Source organism: Conyzicola sp. (assembly GCF_046714715.1).
Lineage (GTDB): Bacteria > Actinomycetota > Actinomycetes > Actinomycetales > Microbacteriaceae > Conyzicola.
In genome coordinates, this window is record NZ_JBKKAD010000047.1 from 14,650 (window position 1) to 34,583 (window position 19,934).

24 protein-coding genes and 1 pseudogene are annotated in these 19,934 nt (G+C 68.9%); 10 read left to right on the forward strand and 15 right to left on the reverse strand.

The annotated features are described in order from the left end of the window. Positions 1–240 precede the first annotated feature (240 nt). Positions 241–732, forward strand: a complete 492-nt coding sequence (locus ACLQ6X_RS03770; protein ID WP_411698835.1) for a hypothetical protein — start codon at positions 241–243, stop codon at positions 730–732. 54 nt (positions 733–786) lie between these two features. Further along, positions 787–1,840, forward strand: a pseudogene (locus ACLQ6X_RS03775) (S66 peptidase family protein). Positions 1,841–2,183: 343 nt separating this feature from the next. Here the strand turns inward: ACLQ6X_RS03775 and ACLQ6X_RS03780 are convergent. From ACLQ6X_RS03780 to dacB, 7 genes are all read right to left on the reverse strand, one after another. Continuing rightward, a complete protein-coding gene (locus ACLQ6X_RS03780) occupies positions 2,184–2,873 on the reverse strand; it encodes a hypothetical protein (protein ID WP_411698836.1) in 690 nt (229 codons plus the stop codon). Between the two features lie 62 nt (positions 2,874–2,935). After that, positions 2,936–3,292, reverse strand: coding sequence for a hypothetical protein (locus ACLQ6X_RS03785; RefSeq protein ID WP_411698837.1), 357 nt, complete (start codon positions 3,290–3,292; stop codon positions 2,936–2,938). A gap of 284 nt (positions 3,293–3,576) precedes the next feature. Then, positions 3,577–4,374, reverse strand: a complete 798-nt coding sequence (locus tag ACLQ6X_RS03790; RefSeq protein ID WP_411698838.1) for a TrmH family RNA methyltransferase — start codon at positions 4,372–4,374, stop codon at positions 3,577–3,579. A 1-nt stretch (position 4,375) separates the two neighbouring features. Then, positions 4,376–4,870, reverse strand: coding sequence for a hypothetical protein (locus ACLQ6X_RS03795; RefSeq protein ID WP_411698839.1), 495 nt, complete (start codon positions 4,868–4,870; stop codon positions 4,376–4,378). A gap of 29 nt (positions 4,871–4,899) precedes the next feature. Continuing rightward, the gene (locus tag ACLQ6X_RS03800) at positions 4,900–6,375 is read right to left on the reverse strand and encodes an NAD-dependent succinate-semialdehyde dehydrogenase (protein ID WP_411698840.1); all 1,476 of its coding nucleotides are present in this window, start codon (positions 6,373–6,375) and stop codon (positions 4,900–4,902) included. Beyond that, positions 6,372–6,950, reverse strand: coding sequence for an isochorismatase family protein (locus ACLQ6X_RS03805; RefSeq protein WP_411698841.1), 579 nt, complete (start codon positions 6,948–6,950; stop codon positions 6,372–6,374). Before ACLQ6X_RS03805 ends, ACLQ6X_RS03800 begins: the two co-directional genes overlap by 4 nt. A gap of 31 nt (positions 6,951–6,981) precedes the next feature. Beyond that, positions 6,982–8,457 carry a D-alanyl-D-alanine carboxypeptidase/D-alanyl-D-alanine-endopeptidase gene (gene dacB / locus ACLQ6X_RS03810; protein ID WP_411698842.1) on the reverse strand — a complete coding sequence of 492 codons (1,476 nt, stop codon included), beginning with the start codon at positions 8,455–8,457 and terminating at the stop codon, positions 6,982–6,984. 59 nt (positions 8,458–8,516) lie between these two features. Here dacB and ACLQ6X_RS03815 point away from each other — a divergent pair, with 59 nt between their 5' ends. Further along, positions 8,517–8,903, forward strand: a complete 387-nt coding sequence (locus tag ACLQ6X_RS03815; protein WP_411698843.1) for a VOC family protein — start codon at positions 8,517–8,519, stop codon at positions 8,901–8,903. On the opposite strand, the gene ACLQ6X_RS03820 is transcribed toward ACLQ6X_RS03815, so the two are convergent. Then, entirely contained in the window at positions 8,904–9,356 is a 453-nt protein-coding gene (locus ACLQ6X_RS03820) for an SRPBCC domain-containing protein (protein WP_411698844.1), read from the reverse strand. Between the two features lie 215 nt (positions 9,357–9,571). Then, entirely contained in the window at positions 9,572–10,555 is a 984-nt protein-coding gene (locus ACLQ6X_RS03825; protein ID WP_411698845.1) for a Gfo/Idh/MocA family protein, read from the reverse strand. Positions 10,556–10,645: 90 nt separating this feature from the next. On the opposite strand from ACLQ6X_RS03825, the gene ACLQ6X_RS03830 reads away from it, so the two are divergent. Continuing rightward, positions 10,646–11,215, forward strand: coding sequence for a YdeI/OmpD-associated family protein (locus tag ACLQ6X_RS03830; protein WP_411698846.1), 570 nt, complete (start codon positions 10,646–10,648; stop codon positions 11,213–11,215). 41 nt (positions 11,216–11,256) lie between these two features. On the opposite strand, the gene ACLQ6X_RS03835 is transcribed toward ACLQ6X_RS03830, so the two are convergent. After that, positions 11,257–11,709: a cytochrome c oxidase subunit 4 gene (locus ACLQ6X_RS03835; protein WP_411698847.1), complete on the reverse strand. Its 453-nt coding sequence runs from the start codon at positions 11,707–11,709 to the stop codon at positions 11,257–11,259. Positions 11,710–11,814: 105 nt separating this feature from the next. On the opposite strand from ACLQ6X_RS03835, the gene ACLQ6X_RS03840 reads away from it, so the two are divergent. After that, positions 11,815–12,216 (forward strand): PPOX class F420-dependent oxidoreductase, encoded by a 402-nt coding sequence (locus tag ACLQ6X_RS03840; RefSeq protein ID WP_411698848.1) that lies wholly within the window; start codon positions 11,815–11,817, stop codon positions 12,214–12,216. A 16-nt stretch (positions 12,217–12,232) separates the two neighbouring features. On the opposite strand, the gene aztA is transcribed toward ACLQ6X_RS03840, so the two are convergent. Beyond that, positions 12,233–12,856 carry a zinc ABC transporter ATP-binding protein AztA gene (aztA, locus tag ACLQ6X_RS03845; protein WP_411698849.1) on the reverse strand — a complete coding sequence of 208 codons (624 nt, stop codon included), beginning with the start codon at positions 12,854–12,856 and terminating at the stop codon, positions 12,233–12,235. Between the two features lie 49 nt (positions 12,857–12,905). On the opposite strand from aztA, the gene aztB reads away from it, so the two are divergent. The 5 genes from aztB to ACLQ6X_RS03870 are packed head-to-tail and all read left to right on the forward strand — an operon-like array spanning position 12,906 to position 17,243. Continuing rightward, complete coding sequence (gene aztB, locus ACLQ6X_RS03850) at positions 12,906–13,736, forward strand: zinc ABC transporter permease AztB (RefSeq protein ID WP_411698850.1); 831 nt, start codon at positions 12,906–12,908, stop codon at positions 13,734–13,736. Beyond that, positions 13,723–14,901: a hypothetical protein gene (locus ACLQ6X_RS03855; protein WP_411698851.1), complete on the forward strand. Its 1,179-nt coding sequence runs from the start codon at positions 13,723–13,725 to the stop codon at positions 14,899–14,901. Before aztB ends, ACLQ6X_RS03855 begins: the two co-directional genes overlap by 14 nt. After that, positions 14,898–15,809, forward strand: a complete 912-nt coding sequence (gene aztC, locus ACLQ6X_RS03860; protein ID WP_411698852.1) for a zinc ABC transporter substrate-binding protein AztC — start codon at positions 14,898–14,900, stop codon at positions 15,807–15,809. Before ACLQ6X_RS03855 ends, aztC begins: the two co-directional genes overlap by 4 nt. Positions 15,810–15,838: 29 nt before the next feature. Continuing rightward, positions 15,839–17,032: a zinc metallochaperone AztD gene (gene aztD / locus ACLQ6X_RS03865; protein WP_411698853.1), complete on the forward strand. Its 1,194-nt coding sequence runs from the start codon at positions 15,839–15,841 to the stop codon at positions 17,030–17,032. A gap of 37 nt (positions 17,033–17,069) precedes the next feature. Continuing rightward, on the forward strand, positions 17,070–17,243 hold the full coding sequence (locus tag ACLQ6X_RS03870; RefSeq protein ID WP_411698854.1) for a hypothetical protein: 174 nt from the start codon (positions 17,070–17,072) through the stop codon (positions 17,241–17,243). A gap of 55 nt (positions 17,244–17,298) precedes the next feature. Here the strand turns inward: ACLQ6X_RS03870 and ACLQ6X_RS03875 are convergent, their stop codons facing one another. The 4 genes from ACLQ6X_RS03875 to ACLQ6X_RS03890 all read right to left on the reverse strand — a co-directional run. After that, positions 17,299–18,153, reverse strand: a complete 855-nt coding sequence (locus tag ACLQ6X_RS03875) for a phosphogluconate dehydrogenase C-terminal domain-containing protein (RefSeq protein ID WP_411698855.1) — start codon at positions 18,151–18,153, stop codon at positions 17,299–17,301. Between the two features lie 10 nt (positions 18,154–18,163). Next, a complete protein-coding gene (locus ACLQ6X_RS03880) occupies positions 18,164–18,961 on the reverse strand; it encodes a sugar phosphate isomerase/epimerase family protein (protein WP_411698856.1) in 798 nt (265 codons plus the stop codon). Continuing rightward, positions 18,958–19,740: a triose-phosphate isomerase family protein gene (locus ACLQ6X_RS03885; RefSeq protein ID WP_411698857.1), complete on the reverse strand. Its 783-nt coding sequence runs from the start codon at positions 19,738–19,740 to the stop codon at positions 18,958–18,960. Before ACLQ6X_RS03885 ends, ACLQ6X_RS03880 begins: the two co-directional genes overlap by 4 nt. After that, on the reverse strand, positions 19,740–19,934 hold a 195-nt coding region (locus ACLQ6X_RS03890; RefSeq protein WP_411698858.1), incomplete at its 5' end, for an RpiB/LacA/LacB family sugar-phosphate isomerase. The genes ACLQ6X_RS03890 and ACLQ6X_RS03885, both read right to left, overlap by 1 nt.

Below are 19,934 nucleotides of genomic sequence, written 5' to 3' on the forward strand. Positions count from 1 at the left end.
AAGTTCTCGTCTCCGATCACACTCTGAATTGCACTCCGATTGGCGGGGGTGTCAGCCAGGTGTGTGGCAACGGTGGGGCCGTGACTCGCAAGCCAGGGCTGCTGCCCGATCCGGTGCTCGGCAGAACAAAGGCTTCCGCCGTGGCTTCCGGCTACGATCGTGGCAACAACATACCGCTCGGTATGACGATGTCGATGGAGCCGTCGCCGAATCGGAATTTGAAACGAGGGGCTTGAGCGCGTGGCATTGACTGACGACGAGATCATCCGCGCTCGAAGGGTCCTCGATCTTGTGTCGCCGACGGAAGTCATCAGGTGGGCTTCTAACCAGCTGGCTGGCGGCAGGGGCGAGCCCGGTCTGGTCGATTTGGCCGCAACCTATGACCATTCCGCCGACGTTGTAGACCGGCTGCTCGACCAGTTACTGAGTGCGTCGGGTCTCGAAAGGCCCGACGAGGGCAGAGCAGCCTTGTTCGTCGCCTATGCGATCGCGCGGGACATAGTGAATAACAACGTGGCGGCCTCTCAGGGCGCGCACCAGATCGCCTTCTTGAATAGGTGGCAGCAAGATGATCCCGGCATCTGGGGGTTCGTAGGCCTCGCAGACGACTGGGACGACGTGCCGCACCTGGACTGGGACAGGCGTCAGAGCCTCAAGGCTCGACTCGAGCAGGAAACGCGAATGTCGGCCATCGAGCTGGTAGAGGGTTTCGAGAGCCGGAGCGTCCGGTAGCGACACTCCATCCCTGGCGAACCAGGCGGGCCCACACTCTGGTCTAATCGTGCGATGACCTCACACGCGTTCACGCGAGTCCCGAAGGCTGTATCAGGCGATCGTGTGGCGATTCTGTCGCCCGCCTTTGCGGCGCCGGCGGTGTCGGAAGCCGTGCACGAGCGGGCGATGCGCCGCTTGACGGAAGCGACCGGACTCGTGCCGGTCGAATACCCGACCACGCGTCTGCTCGGAGCGAGTGCCGAGGCGCGTGCTGGAGATGTCACCGCCGCTTTCGCTGACCCGACCATCCGTGCCGTTCTCGCGACGATCGGTGGCGACGATCAAGTCACCGTGATCCCGCACATCGATATTGAAGTGCTGGCCGCGAACCCGAAGCCGTTCCTCGGCTACAGCGACAATACGAACCTCCACAATCTGCTCTGGAGCCTCGGAGTGCCGAGCTTCTACGGTGGTTCGACACAGGTCCACCTCGGTCCGGGACCACACCTCGACGATGTGCACCTGCTCTCACTGCGCGCCGCGCTCTTGGACGGCGGCTGGGTCGAGTTGACCGAGCCGGGCCAGTCAGAGGACTTCGGCATCCCGTGGACGGACCCTCGTGCGCTGACCGACTTCGGTGTCCGGGAACCGACCGAACCGTGGACGTGGGCCGGTCCAAGAGCAGCGGTCGAAGGACGAACCTGGGGCGGCTGCATCGAAGTCATCGACCAGCTCGCACTAGCCGACCGGATGCCGCACTCAGACGACCTCGCGGGCGGGATTCTCCTCCTCGAGACCAGTGAGGAGACTGCCCTCGGCAGACGAGGTCAAACGCTGGGTACGCGCCCTGGGCGAGCGCGGGCTCCTCGATGTTGTCGCCGGCGTGGTCGTTGCCCGGCCGCCTGTGAGCGCCCTCGGCTCCCCCGCGCCGGGGGCAGAGGAGCGCGCGCGGCTGCGGGTCGCCCAGCGCGAGACCGTTATCGAACAGGTCAATCGCTATAACCCCGATGCGGTTGTATGCGTCGGAGTCCCATTCGGCCACACCCGACCGCAGTGGATCGTTCCCCACGGTGGCACGATCCGTCTCGACGGTATGACTCGCACAGTCACCGCGGACTACAGCTGATACGGCACGGCGAGCACCCCGTTTCGATAAGTTGCTGCGAATGGGACCACGCGTGGACTGACACGCGGCGCCGGCGCTGTGGCCCTACTGGTAGCCACCGGCTTGCTTTCTGGCTACGGCTCGCTCGAATATCACAGCCACGAAAGCGGTATGCGCATCAAGTAGACGTCGGGCGACCGTCCATGGTCACCGCCTCGATCCCGACCTCGCCACCGCGATGGAATTCGCCAAGTCGCGTCCGGGCAAACGTATCGACGGCGCGCTGATCACTGTTGCGGCAGAGTTGCCGCCGCGAGAGTCCGGCTCCAGTCAAACCGGATACGACCTTCGCCGAACGCTTTTGCTAGACACAGCGGTAGACCCCGTCGCATACGTCCGTTTCGAAGTAGTCCTCGCTCACTTCGAGCACTGCCACATACCTTTTGCCGCTCGCGATAACCGCAACCAACTGTTCTACCGCTATCGCTGGCTCGATCTCGACATCGGCGCCGGAGGGCACATACGGAAAGTACGGGAGTATCGCCTCGATACCGGGGTCGTCGGCGACGCCGAAATGGACGATGACACCACCGGGCGTGCATTCGTAGAATGCTTCGATCACCTGGATCGCGGGTGTGACGCCGTTTCCGTTGTCCAGCAGCGCAGGACTCGAGGAGACTCGCTCCGTGGAGTTGCACCCGTTCGACGTCAGCGCAGCGTCCAGCCATGCTGCTGCCTCCGCCAACGTTGCTCCTTCTATCGAGTACAGGGCGACCGAGCCGACTCCGCAGCGGTAGTTTCGCGAGTAGTCCGCCGGCTGTAAGCCCACACCGTCGACCCCGCAAGCATCGTGTACGCGGGACTGCACCGGTGACAGCCCGGCGGTAGGCGGCAATGTCGTGGCTCCGACAACGCTCGCACGAGCCGCCGGTCGGACGTCCGCCGCCGACTCGGGACCGACTGTCGGACGGTTGTCGGCGCATCCTGTCAGCGCAACCACTATGGCGACGGCCAAAAAGGCGATGCGTCCGCTCGACCAGACCGACCTACTCATGGGACTCGCTTCTCGTAGAGCTCACAGGGCCACCGCGGCGCGTGAACGTGCCGCCCTCGCAATCAGGAAAGCCGCTCCAACAATCGCCCGCCGGCCGAGATTATCGAACTCATTCCGACACCGAACACAACTAGCGCGACAAAGGTCAACCACAGCTTCTCCCCCGAGGTAGCCAGAAGCTCTCGAACAGCTAGAACCGCGGAAGTGAGCATCGCGATCACGCTTGCCGCGACGGCGCCAAAAGCCATGCGGACATAATCGTCCGGACCAGGGGCGGCGTAGCTGTTGCACGCCAAGATGATGCCCAGCGGCAAGACGAAAATGCCGATAACAGCTAAGAGCGCGTAGTTGCTAGAAACGATGCGCGCCCTGTCGAACGTGCGATCACGCGACTTGATGCGGGGTTCGAGCGCGGTCATGAAGCCAACTGTTCCTCGGTTTGAGTGGAATAGCAATGGTCGCTTCGGAGGCAGGACAACTCGCCGGGACCGCCTGGCGCACCCGGCTAGGGTCGCGGGTCAGCGTAGCGAATGCGTACCGACACATCTCATGGCCGGTAGCGAGGACCGTCGTTGAGCGGCAGGCAGCACGTTCCCCCGTAAAGGGCTGTCATTCGGCCTCCTGTGCTCCGTCGCGGCGCATTCTGGCTCGAAATCCCGCGCGCGGTTTCGATACGCGCCGTAGACGGCGCTACTCGACCGGCTCAGCGGGCTAGGGCGTACATCGCCACGGCGGCTGTCGCCGCCACGTTCAGGCTGTCTATGCCGTGCGCCATCGGGATCTGCACGACGGTGTCGGCGGCGGCGATCGCCTCGGGCGTGAGCCCCTCGCCCTCGGTGCCGAGCACGAGCGCGACCCGCTCGGGCGCATCGGTGGCGAACCCACGCAGCGACACGGCGTCGTCGGTGAGCGCCAGCGCCGCGACGTGGAACCCGTTCGCCGTGAGCAGTTCGCGGGTGGAGGCCCAGTCGCCGGTGCGCGTCCACGGCACCTGCAGCACCGTCCCCATCGAGACGCGGATCGCGCGGCGGTAGAACGGGTCGGAGCACCGCGGGGTGACGAGCACCGCATCCGCCCCGATCGCCGCGACCGACCGGAAGATGGCGCCCACATTCGTGGGGTCGACCACGTTCTCGAGAATCACGATGCGGCGGGCGTCAGCGAGCAGCGACTGCGGAGTCGGCAGCGGCGGGCGGTGCATCGAGGCGATCAGTCCGCGGTGCAGGATGTAGCCGGTGAGTTCGGCGAGCAGCTCGCCCGGCCCCGAGTAGACCGGCACGTCGTCGCCGACGAGCGCGACGGCCTCGTCGACCGTTCCGCCCAGGGCCAGCACCGAGCGCGGACGGTGTCCGGCGCGCAGGGCACGCTCGAGCACGAGGGCCGACTCGGCGATGTACAGGCCGTGCTCGGTGCCGCTGCCGTTCTTGAGGGCGACGTCGGTGCGGTACGCGAAATCGGTGAGCCGGGGGTCCGCGATGTCGTCGATCTCGACGACCGGCACGCTAGCGCACCGCCCGAACGTCGACGAACAGCACGGCGTCGCCGCCGCGGTCGACGATCGCGGCGCTCGCCTCGAGCTCGGAGCTCGCCGCGGCCAGGTACTCGACGACGGCTTCACCCTCGATCGCCCGGGCCAGCTCGGCGCTCGGGCTGTCGACGGTCGCGTAACCGGCGAGGGGGAAGTCGGGGAGCTCGTCGGGCGGCAGCAGCAGCACCGCCGAGAAGTACCCGTCGGCCCGCGTGGTGGCGAGCACCTCGGTGTCGTCGGGCAGATCGATTCCGATGTTCTGTGCGACGGTCGGGAGGGCGACGGCGTCGGCCTCGCCGCCGACGGTGATCAGGTGGGCGAGCGTGCCCACGGCGAAGACCACCACGACGACGGCGAGTATCGCGGCCACCAGCAGGGCGACGACGGTGATGATGATGCGCGGGGTGCGGCTGGCGACGTCGGCCGACTCGGGGAGGTCGTCGAGGGATCCGAAGGATTCTGTAGTCATGGTTTCGATACGCTCGCTGCGCGAGCTACTCAACCAGCCAGAAACGGGTCGGGGGTCAGCACGTATTTCGTCTCGAGATACTCGTGGATGCCCTCGGAGCCGCCCTCGCGCCCGATGCCCGACTGCTTCACGCCTCCGAACGGCGCGGCGGCGTTCGACACGACGCCGACGTTGAGTCCCATCATGCCGGTCTGGAGGGTCTCGACCAGCCGCTGCCCTCGCGCCAGGTCGCGGGTGAATACATAGCTCACCAGACCGTACTCCGTGTCGTTGGCGAGAGCCACGGCATCCGCCTCGTCTGTGAACGGCACGATCGTCACGACCGGTCCGAAGATCTCTTCGCGCAGGATGTCGCTTCCCGCGACGATTCCGCTGAGCACCGTCGGCTGGTAGAAGCTGCCGGGGCCGTCGATGCGGGAGCCGCCGGTGACGAGCGTCGCGCCGCGGTCGATCGCGTCGCGCACGAGGGCGTCGGCCTTGTCGACCGCGCCGTCGTTGATGAGCGGACCGATGGCCACGCCGTCGTCGGTGCCGCGACCGATGGTGAGCTCGTTGACCCGCGCCGTGATGCGCGCCGTGAACTCGTCGGCGACCGACTCGTGCACGATGAAGCGGTTCGCGGCGGTGCAGGCCTGCCCGATGTTGCGGAACTTCGCGAGCATCGCGCCGTCGACGGCCCCGTCGAGGTCGGCGTCGTCGAAGACCAGGAACGGGGCGTTGCCGCCGAGCTCCATGGATGTGCGCAGCACGTTTTCGGAGGCCTGGGTGAGCAGCTTGCGTCCGACCGGGGTCGAGCCGGTGAAGCTCAGTTTGCGCAGGCGCTTGTCGGCGATGATCGGCGCGGACACGTCGCCCGACGTCGACGTCGTGATCACGTTGAGCACCCCCGCGGGCAGACCCGCCTCTTCGAGCAGGCGGGCGAAATAGAGCGTGGTGAGCGGCGTGAGCTCGGCCGGCTTCACGATCGCCGTGCAGCCGGCGGCGAGGGCGGGCGCGATCTTGCGCGTCGCCATCGCGAGCGGGAAGTTCCACGGGGTGATGAGGAACGACGGGCCGACCGGCAGGTGCGTGACGATCATGCGGCCGGTGCCCTCGGGGTTCACGCCGTAGCGTCCGGAGATGCGCACCGCCTCCTCACCGAACCAGCGCAGGAACTCGCCGCCGTAGGTCACTTCGCCGCGCGCCTCGGCGAGCGGCTTGCCCATCTCGAGGGTCATCAGCAGGGCGAACTCGTCGGCGCGTTCCTGCAGCAGGTCGAACGCGCCGCGCAGGATCTCGCCGCGCACGCGGGGCGCCGTGGCGGCCCAGCTCTGTTGAACGGCGGCCGCGGCATCCACGGCCCTGATTCCGTCTTCGGGCGAGGCGTCGGCGATCGTCTTGATCACGAGGCCCGTCGACGGGTCGTGCACCTCGATGCTGCGGCCCGACGTCGACGGCACCCACTTTCCCCCGATGAACAGGCGGTCGGGCACTTTGGCGAGCAGGTCGGACTCGGAGATGGTCACTGTGCGGCCTCCACGATCTCGGCGCCGGCCGCTTCGAGCTCGACGAGAGCGGCCGCGCTGGAATCCGCGGCGACCCCGGCGATCAGGTCGGCGAGCACGCGCACGTGGCGTCCGGCCTCGACGGCGTCGAGCGCGCTGGCCCGCACGCAGTGGTCGGTGGCGATGCCGGCGACGTCGATGTCGGTGATTCCGAACGCGTCGAGTACCGCAGCGACGCTCTCGCCGTCGTCGGTCGTTCCCTCGAAGATCGAGTAGGCCGGCCTGCCCTGCCCCTTGCGCACGTGCACGTCGACGGCCGACAGGTCGAGGGCCGGGTGGTACTCGGCGCCGGGTGTACCGGCGATGCAGTGCGGCGGCCAGGTGTCGACGTAGTCGGGGTTCTCGGAGATGTGGCCGCCGTTGTCGCTCGCGGCGTCATGCCAGTCGCGGGAGGCGAAGACGTGGGAATAGGCATTCGGATGCTGCGCCAGCAGTGTCGAGATGCCGGCGGCGACGGCGGCTCCCCCGTCGACCCCCAGGGCACCGCCCTCGGTGAAATCGTTCTGCACATCGATGATGAAGAGCGCCGTGCTCATGACCAGTACCTTTCGTCGCGCGGAGGGAGGACTAGATGTTCGCGAGGTTGTCGCCGCAACTGTAGACGCTTGTCGCGAGGGTGTCGATGGCCGCCTTGGCATTGTCGGCGATGCCGTCGCCGATCGCGTAGAAGGCGAAGGTGAGCGTGGTGCCGTCGGCCGCCTTGATGACGCCGCCGAGGGTGTAGGCGGTGTCGATCCAGCCGGTCTTCGCGATCACGTTGCCGCGGGCGACGGCGTTGGCGCCGGTGAAACGGCTGGCGAGGCTGCCCGATTCGCCGGCGATCGGCAGGGCGTTGTAGACGATGCTGAGGTTCTGCCCGCCGGCGAGGATCTTGACCATGAGCTTGGCCACATACTCGGGGGCAACCTCGCTGGCCTCGCTGAGGCCCGAGCCGTCCTTGATCGTGAGCGCGTCGACGGGCACACCGTACCCCTTGAGCGCCGCGGGAATAGCCTGCTGCAGCGAGGCGGACGAGCCGCCGAAGCCCGACTTGACCGACACGACGCGGGCGAGCATCTCGGCGAGGGTGTTGTCGCTCGTGAGCAGCATGAACGGGATGAGGCTGCTCACCGGCTGCGACTGCACCTCGGCGAGAACCGTAGACGACGACGCCGTTCCGGTGGTGACGGTCACGCCGGGCAGTCCGAGGGCGGCGACGAAGGCCGCGCCGGCGCGGCCGACCGGGTCGGTGGTGCGCGGGCTCGTGGAGCGGGAGGGATCGGCGCGGTCGCCGTCGACCATCAGCGCCGTCACCTCGGAGTGATAGCCGATGGTCTGCTCGGAGCGCTTCCAGGTCGGGTCCCACTTGTCGGCGGGGTTCCAGTAGCTGGCGTCGAGCACGACCTCGGTGATCGGGGTGCCGGGGTAGGCGGCATCGTGGGCCGCTTTGGCCTTCGCGGCGAGGTCGGCGATCTTCGGGGCGCCGGCGTAGACGCTCGACCCGGTGGCGCTCAGGGTGGGGTCGCCCCCGCCGACGAGCACGATGCTGCTCGGGGAGGAGCCCGCCACGACCTTGGTCGTGAGGCGGTACTCGGGCCCGAGGGCGGCGAGCGCGGCCGAGGCGGTGAGCACCTTCATCACGCTTCCGGTGCGGTTGGGCACGTCACCCTCGCGGGAGAACAGCACCTCGCCGGTCGTGGCGTTCATGACGTAGCCCTTGAAGCCCATGAGGCGGGGGTCGGATGCCGGGCCGGCGACGGAGCAGGTTCGCAGCCGGGTGGCGCCGGGCAGCGTGGCCGGCACGGACCGTCCCGCTTCGGCTTCGGGGGTCGGGGTGGGCGCGGCACTATCGGCGGGGTCGGGGGCGACATCGGCCTGGGCCGCGGAACCGTTGCCGCCGACGGCGGCTCCCGCGACCACGGCGCCGGTGCCGAGCATCAGGAACACGACGGCGAGTGCGGCGGTGAGCCACGCGGTGGGGTGCTTGCGGATCAGACCGGCCAGTCCCTTGGGTGCGGGCTGACCCTTCCGGGCAGGCTGGGGGGTCGGATCGGGCTCACTCACCCACCAATGATAAAGGTCGACACTGGGAGGGTCGCCGTGCCCGTGGCAGGCTGGGCGACATGAAGCTACGCCGCGTGCACCACATCGCCATCATCGGCACCGACTACGAGAGGTCGAAGGACTTCTACACCCGCGTGCTCGGGTTCGAGCTCATCGACGAGGTGTACCGCGAGGAGCGCGAGTCGTGGATGGGCAACCTCGCTCTCGACGGCCAGTACATCGTCGAGCTGTTCTCGTTCCCGACCCCCGCGGTGCGCCCGACCTGGCCGGAGGCGACCGGTCTGCGGCACCTGGCCTTCGAGGTCGACGACGTCGAGGCCACGCTGGGCGAACTCGACGCCGAGGGCATCCGTCACGAAGAGCTGCGGGTCGACCCGTACACGGGCAAGCGGATGGCGTTCTTCTTCGACCCCGACGGCCTGCCGCTCGAGCTGTATCAGGCCTAGCTAGCCTTCGAGCAGGATCGCCAGCTCGTCGAGCTCGACGTCCCAGCCTTCGCGGTTCTGTTCGAGACGGTCGCGACGGTAGCGGGTGCCGCCCGGCAGCTTCTCGAAGCCCGACTCGACGACGGTCAGTTCGCTCGACGAGTCGTCGCCGGTGAGGGTGAACGCCACGTGGGTCGAGTACTCGTCGAGCTCGTCGGCCGGGATTCCCGACCAGCGGAACGCCAGGGTCTCGAGCGGCACGATCTCGGTGATCTCGATCGGGAAGTCGCCGAAGTCCTCGTAAATGATGCGACCGGTGCCGCCGACCTCGAACGCGCTGACCTCGAAGCCTTCACCGAACCACTGGATGAGCAGCTCCGGCTCGGTGAGCGCCGCCCACACCCGCTCGCGCGGAACGTCGAGTGTGATGGTGCGGCGAATGAGGTGGCCGATGACGCGGGCGTGGTCTGACAAGGTGATCCTTCCGATCGTGTTCATCGTCAGGGTGCCACGGCAGCACGCCGACGGCAACTCGAGGAACCCAGAGGGCGGCGCTGTCGAATCGGCGTAGGGCTGCGCCTTTGCCGGCAGCTTCGCGCCCATACAGCAGCGGGTCCCCCATGGCGCCCGCCGTCCAGACAGCACGACGCCGGCCTGACAGCGTTCTCAGGCGGTTCGGCCCGACGAGGTTACTCGCCCGGGTAGACGAGCCCGATCTGGCGACGCACCTCGTCGAGGGTGCGCATGATGCCCACCGTCTCGCTCGGCGGCAGCACGTCGCCCGCGCTCGCGCCGGCTGCGACGAGACGCTCGGCCTCCCAGGCTTGGAACTGCATTCCCCGCTCCGAGACGGAGCCGTCGAAGCTGTCGACGACCGTGCCCTCGCTGTCATAGACGGTGAAGGTCGTGGGTGCGTAGAAGACGCCGTCGAGCGCGATCCAGCCCTCGGTGCCGATGACGGATGCCGCGTTGGGCCCGAGTGTATCGAGCGCGGTGTGCAGTACCGCCTGCTGTCCGCCCTCGTAGCCGAGCAGGATCGCGGTCTGGCGGTCGACCCCGGTGGCGGTGGGGCTCGAGATTGCGGCCACGGTCGTCGGTTCGCCGAGGATGTCCCAGGCGAACGACACCGGGTAGATGCCGAGGTCGAGCAGCGCGCCGCCGCCCAGCTCGGGGTTGTTGATGCGGTGCTTCGGGTCGCTCGGCAGCTTCTGGTTGTGGTCGGCGAGCACGGTGCGCACCTCGCCGATGGTGCCCGCCGCGATGATCTCGCGCAGGCGCACCATGTGCGGCAGCCAGCGGGTCCACATCGCCTCGAGCACCACGATGTTCTTCTCCGCGGCGAGGTCGACGAGCTTCTCGGCCTCGCCGGCGTTCAGCGTGAACGGCTTCTCGACGAGCACGTGCTTGCCCGCGTTCACGGCGAGCTCGGTGTTCGCGAAGTGCATCGGGTGCGGGGTCGCGACGTAGATGATGTCCACCCCGGGGTCGGCGACGAGCGCCTCGTAGCTCGCGTGGGCTGTCGGGATGCCGAACCGCTCGGCGAAGGCGTCGGCCGAGTGCTGCGTGCGCGAACCGACGGCCGCGACGGTGAATCCGCTCGCGAGAATGTCGGACACGAACAGTTCCGCGATCCAGCCGGTGCCCAGGATGCCCCAGCGCAGTGATTCAGTCATGTCGTTCCCCATCGAAAGAGTGCCGGAAGTGTCATCCGATCATGCCATGCACGGGTGGCCTGGCCGGCGGGCCGGTTCTATAGTGTGCGCATGACCGACGTCGAAACCCTGCGGTTCGACGGCTACGCGCCGTTCCGGCAGTGGCTGCTGCAGAACCAGGACACGTCGAACGGGGTCTGGCTCGTGCTCGCCAAGAAGGGGTCGGGGCAGACGACCGTGACCTACGCCGAGGCGCTCGACGCCGCGCTCGAGTTCGGCTGGATCGACGGGCAGGCCAAACGCGTCGACGACGCCACCTACGTGCAGCGCTTCACGCCGCGCCGGCCGCAGAGCCCGTGGTCGACGCGCAACCGCGAGACGGCGGAGACCATGATCGCCGAGGGCCGGATGGCGCCGCGCGGTCTCGCCGAGGTCGAGCGCGCGCGGAAGGACGGACGGTGGGACCGGGCCTACGACGGGCCGGCGAAGGCGCAGCCGCATCCGGATTTCATCGCGGCTCTCGACGCGAATTCCGCGGCCGCCGCCTTCTACGCGACCCTCAACAGCCAGAACCGGTACGCGATCTATTACCGGGTGCAGTCGGCCAAGCGCGAGGAGACCCGGGCGCGGCGCATCGCCGACTTCGTGGCGAAGCTCGAGCGCGGCGAGCGGTTCTACTAGGCGGCGGGTGCGGCGGCCTCGGTGGTCGCGGCCCAGGCCCGTCAGTGCGCGAAGAATCCGCGGTAGTACTCGTAGACCCAGCCCGAGAGGGCGATCAGCACGAACGGCACGCCGCAGAAGATCAGCCACGGCCCGACCGCCAGCCCCAGGAACACCACCGCGAGCGACCCGGCGAGCATGACCGGCCACCAGCTCCACGGGCTGAAGAAACCCTGCTCGGCCTGGCCGTCGTCGATTTCGGCGTCGATGCGGTCTTCGGGCAGTTCGCCGCCCTGCGCCTTGCGGGTGCGGCCGATGTAGAACGCAATGAGGGTCGACGCGATCGCCGAGAGCGCGAGGCCCACGGTTCCCACCCATTCGATGCCGGCGCCCGTGACGCTCGCCGTGCTCGCGAGCGGTTGCGCGTTGAAGAACACCGACCACACGGTGTAGACCACCGTCAGCAGAGCGAAGTACCCCGCCAGAACCCAGAACAGCTTCGAGTTAGCGCCCACGAGCGAGCTTCTTTCTCTGCGGCGAAAACGAATTGCCCCCAGTGAACTCCCGCGCCCGGCCGACGGCAAGTACTTGACCCCATCCGAAATGGGTAGATTGAGCGGATGACCGAGACCCGACGCCTCCTCGCCCTCGCCGACGAGGCGTTCGTCTCCCTCACGACGTTCCGCAGATCGGGCGTGGCGGTGTCGACCCCCGTCTGGATCGCGCGCGACGGCGACCACCTCATCGTGACCACCCCGACCGAGAGCGGCAAGGTCAAGCGCCTGCGCAACAACTCGCGCGTCGAGCTGCGACCCTGCGACCGGATGGGAAAGGTCGCGGATGACACGGCGCCCGTTTCCGGCGTCGCCGCGGTCACCGCGCACCGGGAGACGGTCGAGCGCTCGACGGCGATCATCCGCAAGAAGTACCCCGTCGAGTACCGCCTCTTCATGGTGGTCGAGGCGCTCGTCGCGAAGAGACGTAAAGACCGCGTCATCCTGCGCATCTCCCCCGCGGCGTAGCGTCCCGACGTCTGGCCTACGGGGCGGCGAGCTGGCCCGCGTGTAGCCGGATGACACGGTCGGCCGCAGCGATTGCCGCGGCGTCGTGCGTCGCGTGCACGACGGCGGCGCCGCGTTCGGCCTCCCGGGCGATCGCGAGGCCGATCAGCACGCGTGCCTCGTCGTCGAGGGCGGCGGCCGGCTCGTCGAGCAGCAGGATGTCGGCACGCTGCGCCAGCCCCTGGGCGACGAGCGCCCTCTGGCGCTGCCCGCCCGACAGTTCGTGCAGCGGACGTCGTTCGAGCGACTGCAGACCGAGCGCCGCGAGGCTCTCCTGCACGATCTCACGGTCTGCCCGCGTGAGCGGCCGCCAGGGAGCGCGCCGACCCCACCGGCCCATCGACACCACGTCGCGCACGGTGAGCGGCAGCGAATGCGGCACGGCACTGCGCTGCACGACGAACGCCACCCGTACGTCCGGCCGACGCGCGAGGGCGCCCCGGTGGGCCTGCGTGCCCGCGATCACCCCCAGCAGCGTGGACTTTCCCGACCCGTTCTGCCCGGCGAGCGCGGTGACCTCGCCCGCTCCGATCGACGCGGAGACGGAGTCGAGGGCACGGACGCCGCCGTGGTCGACGGAGATGTTCTGGAGTTCGATCACCGCATTACCATAACTCAAATGATTATCGTTCTCATGTAGGGTCGTCGACGTGACCCTCTTCCTGGCCCCCTTCGCCACCGATTTCATGCTGCGCGCCCTCGGCGGCGGCGTTCTCGTGGCCGCCATCTGCGCGATCGTGGGCACCTGGGTCGTCATCCGGGGCATGGCGTTTCTCGGGGAGGCGATGGCCCACGGCATGCTGCCCGGCGTCGCGGCGGCGAGCCTGCTCGGCCTGCCCGCGATCGCCGGCGCGGCCGTGAGCGCCGTCGTGATGACGTTCGGGGTCAGCGCGATCAACCGCCGCGGCCGGCTCTCCAGCGACACCGGCATCGGCCTGCTCTTCGTCGGCATGCTGTCGCTCGGCGTCATCATCGTGTCGCACTCCCGAAGCTTCGCGGTCGATCTCACCGCCATCCTCTTTGGCGACATCCTGGCCATCCGCTCGGCGGACATCGCCCTGCTCGCCGTCGCACTGGTCATAACGGCGGTCGTCGCCGTGGTCTTCCACCGGCCGTTCGTCGCGCTCGCCTTCGACGCCCGGGTCGCGCACACGCTGCGGCTCCGCCCGCGACTGGCCGGCGCCGTGCTCGTGGGGCTTGTGACCCTCGCCGTCGTCGCTTCCTACGGCGCCGTAGGTTCGCTGCTCGTGGTCGGGCTGCTGCTCGGGCCCGCCGTCGCCGCCGGTCACTGGGCCAAGCGCATCCCCACCACGATGCTGCTCGCCGCCGTCTTCGGCAGCGTCGCGGTCGTCACCGGGCTGCTCGTCTCCTGGCACGCCGAAACCGCGGCCGGTGCATCCATCGCGGCCGTCTCCATCGCCCTCGCCGGCCTCTCCACCCTCGTCCGCCAGCTCACGAAAGTCTCCATTGCAACGACGTAACACCGCCGCCCTCATCGCCGGCTCGCTCCTCCTGCTCACCGCCTGCTCGCCGTCCGCGACTCCTCCTGCCGAGGCCGAGAGACCACACGGCTATGTCGAGGGTGCCGCCGAACTCACCGAGCCCCAGCTCACCCTCGCGACCGTCGACGCGGCCGGCGAGCTCGCCCTGCTCGACCTCATCGACGAGTCCGTCAAAACGGTCGGCGCCATCGACGGCGTGACCGCGGTCTCGACCGACGGCCGCTTCGTGTTCGCGACCGGCACCGGCGGCGTCACGATCGTGGACTCCGGCGTCTGGACCGTCGACCACGAAGACCATTCGCACTACTACCGCGCCTCCCCCTCCATGGTCGGCGCGGTCGAGGGCGACGGCGACGCCGTCGTGACCGGCGGCGGAACCGTTACCGCCGTCACCTTTGCGGCGTCGGGCGAGAGCGTGCTGCTCGACAGCGCGGCGCTCGGCGACGGCGAGATCGTCGAGGTCGACCGGGTGTCGGCAGACCTCGTCGCGCCGTTCGGAGCGGCGACGCTCGTCGCGGCCGGCGGCACCGTGACCGTGCTCGACCAGCCGGACATCGGGATCGCCTGCGCCGATCCCCGCGGCACCATCGCGACACGGGTGGGAGTGGTGATCGGATGCGACGACGGCGCGATCCTGGCGACCACGGCCGCCGAGAGGGTGAGTTTCGAAGCCGTGCCCTACCCGGCGGCGGTCGCGGAAGCCGAGCGCGCCACCGAGTTCCGCGGTCGACCCGGACGCCCGACGGTGGCGGCCCTCGCCGGCGCCTCCGGCTTCTGGCTGCTCGACACCCGGGAACGCACCTGGGCCCTGCTTCCGGCCGAATCGCCGCTGCTGCTCGTGGCGGCCGCCGACGACACCGACGGCAACGTGGTGGCGCTGGCGAGCGACGGCCGCATCCTCACCCTGGACGGCGCCACGGGTTCGACGCGCGCCGCCACCGGGCCGCTGCTCGCCGCGACCGTCGCCGCCCCCGCGCTGCTCGCCGGCGTCGAACTCACCGTCGACGCGAACCGTGCCTACGTCAACGCGCCCGCAGAGGGAGTCGTCTACGAGATCGACTACGCCGACGGCGCCCGGGTCGCGCGCACCTTCGAGACCCCGGACTCGCCCATGTTCTTCGCCGAGACGGGACGCCTGTCATGAGAAAGACCATCGCCATCGCCGCCGTCGCGGTCGCCCTCGCCTCCCTCGCCGGCTGCGGCGCGCCCGCCGACGACCGCCCGCTCGTGGTGGTGACGACCAACATCCTCGGCGACGTGGTCTCCACCGTCGTCGGCGACCAGGCCGAGGTGATGGTGCTGATGAAGCCCAACGCCGACCCGCACTCGTTCGAGATCTCGGCGAAAGACGGTGCGCGCATCCTGGGCGCCGACCTGCTCGTCTCGAACGGCCTCGGGCTCGAAGAGGGGCTGCAGAAACACCTCGACGCCGCCGAGGCCGAGGGAGTCGCGACGCTCTCCGCGGGCGACGTGATCGACGCGCTCGAGTACGGGCCGGGCGACTCGGAGGGCACGGTCGACCCACACTTCTGGACCGACCCGGCGCGCGTGGTCGACGTCACCGACGCCGTGGCCGATGCCGTGGAGCAGCACGTCGAGGGGGTCGAGCCCCGGGTCATCCGCTCGAATGCCGACGGCTACATCGCCGAGCTGCGCACCCTCGACGGCGAGATGACGGCCGCGTTCGAGGCGATCCCCGCGGCGCAACGCAACCTCGTGACCAACCACCACGTCTTCGGCTACCTCGCCGACCGCTTCGGATTCACCGTGGTCGGGGCCGTCATCCCCGGGGGCTCGACGCTCGCGGCACCGAGCGCCTCCGACCTGCGCGACCTCGTCGGCGCGATCGAAGACGCCGGGGTCGCCACCATCTTCGCCGAGTCGTCGCAACCCGACCGGCTCGTGCAGGTGCTCGCCGACGAGGCCGGCATCGACGTGGCCGTCGTCGAGCTGTTCACCGAATCGCTGAGCGACCGGGGCGAAGGCGCCGACACCTACCTGACCATGATGCGCACGAACACGGAGCGCATCGCCACCGGCCTCTCCCCCTAACGGGGACGGCCACAACAAATAGGGAAACAATGAAAAACCAGTTGCACCGACGGGCATCGCTCGTCGCCCTCGTCGCCGCCTCGGCGCTCGCGCTCACGGCGTGCGCCACGACCACTCCCGCCGCGGAGAGCACCGACGAGACCACCGCCGGGTCGGGATCGGGCCGCGTCGCCCTCACCTACGACGGCGGCATCGTCGTTCTCGACTCCGAGTCACTCGAACTCGCCGCCGACATCCCTGTCGAGGGATTCAACCGTCTCAACGCGGCGGGCGACGGCCAGAACGTGTTCGTCACCACCACCGAGGGCTTCCAGGTGCTGCGCGCGGCCGGCGAACCCGAGCTCACCGACCTCGTGTTCCCGGCGACCACGGCGGGCCATGTCGTGAAGCACGGCGACAAGACCATCCTGTTCGCCGACGGAACCGGCGACTCCACGATCTTCGACACCGCGGCGCTGCTCGACTCCACTACCGAGCTGCCCGAGACCGAGACCGTCGCCTCGGAGGCGGCCCACCACGGCGTCGCGATCGAGCTCGAAGACGGCACCTTCCTGTCGACCCTCGGAACGTCGGAGGGCCGTTCGGGCGTTCGCGCGCTCGACTCCTCGCGCACCGAGGTCCTGCGCAGCGAAGACTGCCCCTCCGTGCACGGCGAGGGGGCGGCGATGAACGAGATCGCGGTCTTCGGCTGCAGCGACGGTGTGCTCGTCTACGACGACGGTGCCTTCACCAAGATCACGGCGCCCGACGCGTACGGCCGCACCGGCAACCAGTACACGAGCGAGACCTCGTCGATCACGGTCGGCGACTACAACGCCGACCCCGATGCCGAGGGCGTGCTGCTCAGCCAGCTCGTGCTCACCAACACCGTGGCGAAGACGATGCAGGTCGTCGACATGCCCGAGGGCGTCGGCTACACCTGGCGCGACGTGGTGCGCGGCCCCGAAGACGAGGCCTATGTGCTCGGCTCCGACGGCGCAGTCTACGAGCTCGACGTGACGACGGGCGAGTTCACCGAACTGGTCTCCGTCATCGACGCGTGGGAGGGTCCGGTCGAGTGGCAGGACGCGCATCCGGCCCTCTCGATCCTCGAGAACACCCTCTACGTGACCGACCCGGCCGCGGATTCCGTGCACGCGGTCGACCTCGCGACCGGCGCGGTCGTCGCCTCGGCCGAGCTTCCGGGTGCACCGATCGAGATCGCGGTCGTTCCTGGCAAGTAGCGCTTCGGGCATACCGTCGCGCTGCTAGCGTGGCGGTATGCCCACCTCAGAAGAGACCGCTGATGCGCGCCAGCAGCGCGCGGAGGAGCTTCTGAGAGCGGTGGCCGGCGGTGCGAATCTGGGCGAGGAGACGCTGAAGCTGTCGAACGAGTTCACCGACGAGTGGACGGCCAGATTCACCGCGCGGCTGAAGCGCATCTTTCGCCGCTGACGACGCGAGAAGCCCCGCCGCCCGAGAGGGCGAGCGGGGCTTCGTCGTCTGCGGGCTAGCGTTTGATGGCGTCGAGGTGCAGCATCGCGGCGAGGTTCTTGTCGAGCTCGTCGTCGCGGAAGACCTTCTTCCAGTCGTCCTTGATGATGTTCGAGCGGCCGTAGTCCATGGCGATGAGGCACGCGTCGGAGAACGGGTTGTCGCCCTTGAGCGAGTTGGCGAGCGCGACCTGCGTGTGGCCGAGCAGGATGGCCCGCGCGGCGGGCTCGGGAACGCCCATGGTGTTGATGGCCTCGTCGAGCGACTCCTTGAGCAGCGCGCCGATCATGCAGGCGATGGTCTCTACGAGGGTCGGCTCGAGCTGCGCGAGCTGCTTGACGGTGACCCAGTGCACGTCGATGACGGGCGCGTACATGGCGCGGATGGTCGCCTCGGTGATCTCGCGCTTCGACTCGTCGTCGCTCTCGATCGCGGCGACGACGTCCTGGGGCGCCGCGATGCCGCCGAAGGTGTCGGCGTACTCCTCGGGCGTGTGACGCTCGAGGAACACCGACGGGTGGCAGGGGTGCGCGACGGCGAAGACGACGTCGTCGCGCGTGGTGAGCAGGCCGGCGTAGGCGGCGGCGGGGTCGAGCGTGAGCACGACGGTTCCGGGACGCAGCAGCGGAACGAGCGCGCTCGACACCGGGCCGAGGGCCAGGTCGGGCACGGCCAGGATGACGACGTCGGCGACGAGCACGGCCTCCTCGCTGGGGGTGACGGTTCGGCCGATCTCGGCCATGCGGGCCTGACCGCCGGGCGAGTTCTCGCTGTAGTACACCGTGTGATCGGTCTTGGCGAGGTTGTTGGACACGCGCGTGCCCATTTTTCCGCCCGCACCGATGACCGCGATGGAAATGGGGTTCGACATTGATTGCTCCTTAGGCATTTCTGCTCTGTAGATAGTGCAGGTTGGACGTGTTCCAGGTGTTCTCGAGGGCGATGGTCGCCTCGATGGTGTCGCCGAGCGGAAGCCAGTGCTCGACGATCTGGTTGATGCCCCGCTCGTCGGGCCGCACGGCCTCGAGCAGGTGGTCATAGTCGAGCAGGCCGGTTCCGAGGGGCACGCCCTCGAGGGTGAAGCCCACCCAGCCGCCGCGACGGGTGAACGCGAAGTCTTTCGCGTGGATGTTCACCACGTAGGGCGCACACCGGTCGATGACGTCGATCGGGTTCTCGAGGGCCGCGACCGAGTTGGCGGGGTCGAGACAGATGCCGAGGTTCGGGCTGCCGACGGCCTCGACGAGCGACACGAGGTCGCTCGACCGCACCTGCTCGTAGGTCTCGAGGGCGACGGTGACGCCGGCGTCCGCGTAGGCCGGCAGCGCCGCGCGCAGCAGCGACTCGGCCTCGGCGATCGACGGGCGGTGCTCGGCGGTGTTGATCATGCTGCGCACCACCGTCGCGCCGAGCGTCTCGGCCAGACCGAGATAGCGCTCGAGGTGATCGGTCTGCACACCGCGCGTGCCGAGCTCGAGCGTGATACCGAGATCGTCGGCGAGCGCGCGCAGGTCGCGCAGCTCGGTCGCCGAGTAGCCGAGGATCGCCTCGTAGTCGCAGATCTGGAAGAGTGCGACGCCCTCGTCGTGGGTGAGCTGCAGCATGTCGGCGAGAGTCAGTGGATGCTGCGCGAGGCTGGAGTGCTGCCAGAAGAACGCGTAGGTGCCGAGGCCGATCACGGTGCGACCTCCGCCGCGCGGCGGGCGGCGACCACGGCGGCCTCGTCGAGCACCAGGGCGAGCGCGTCGGTGTCGTGGGCGAAGCGGCCGAGGAACAGGCCGTCGACGTCGTCGCCGAGCTCGGTGAGCAGGCCGGGGCCGGCGCTTCCCCCGTAGATCACGGCACTGCGGTCGTGGCCCGGGAGCTCGGCGACGGCCGCGCGCAGGATGGCGCAGACGGCACGGATGTGCTCGGCGGGCGCCGGTTCGGCCGCGCCGATAGCCCAGACGGGCTCGTAGGCGACGATCACACGCCCGTCGGGCGCACCGGCGAGCGCCGAACGCAACTGCCGCAGGCATTCGGATGCGGCATCCGCGGGTTCTTGCCTGACGCTCTCCCCGATGCACAGTACGGGCGCGATGCCGTTGCGCAGGGCGGCGGCGGTCTTGAGGGCCACGATGTCGTCGGTCTCGCCGAACAGTCGGCGGCGCTCGGCGTGCCCGACCTCGACGACGCCGACGCCGATCTCGGCGAGCTCGACGCCGCTCACCTCGCCGGTGAAGGCGCCCGAGTCTGCCGTGGCGAGGTCTTGCGCCCCGACGACGACCCGGTGGCCGTCGAGTATCTCGACCGCCGCGGGCACCGCGAGGTAGCCGGGGATGACGAACAGTTCGACGGCGCCCGAAACGACGGCGGGGTGCGCCGCCGCGAGTTCGGCGACGCTCGCGCACCAGTCGAGGGCCTGGCGATGCCCGAAGTACATCTTCAGGCTCACGCCGACGGTGACGGGGGCGGTCATCAGCAGGTGCCGGTGGTCTCGTACTCGTCGAGAACGCGCACCTTGTCGGCCGACGCGCTGGTCTCGTCGAAACGGTAGGTCAGCCATTCGCGCACGAGGCGGCGGGCGAGCTCGATGCCGATGACGCGCTGGCCCATCGTCAGCACCTGGGCGTCGTTGGAGAGCACGCCGCGCTCGACGGAGTAGCTGCTGTG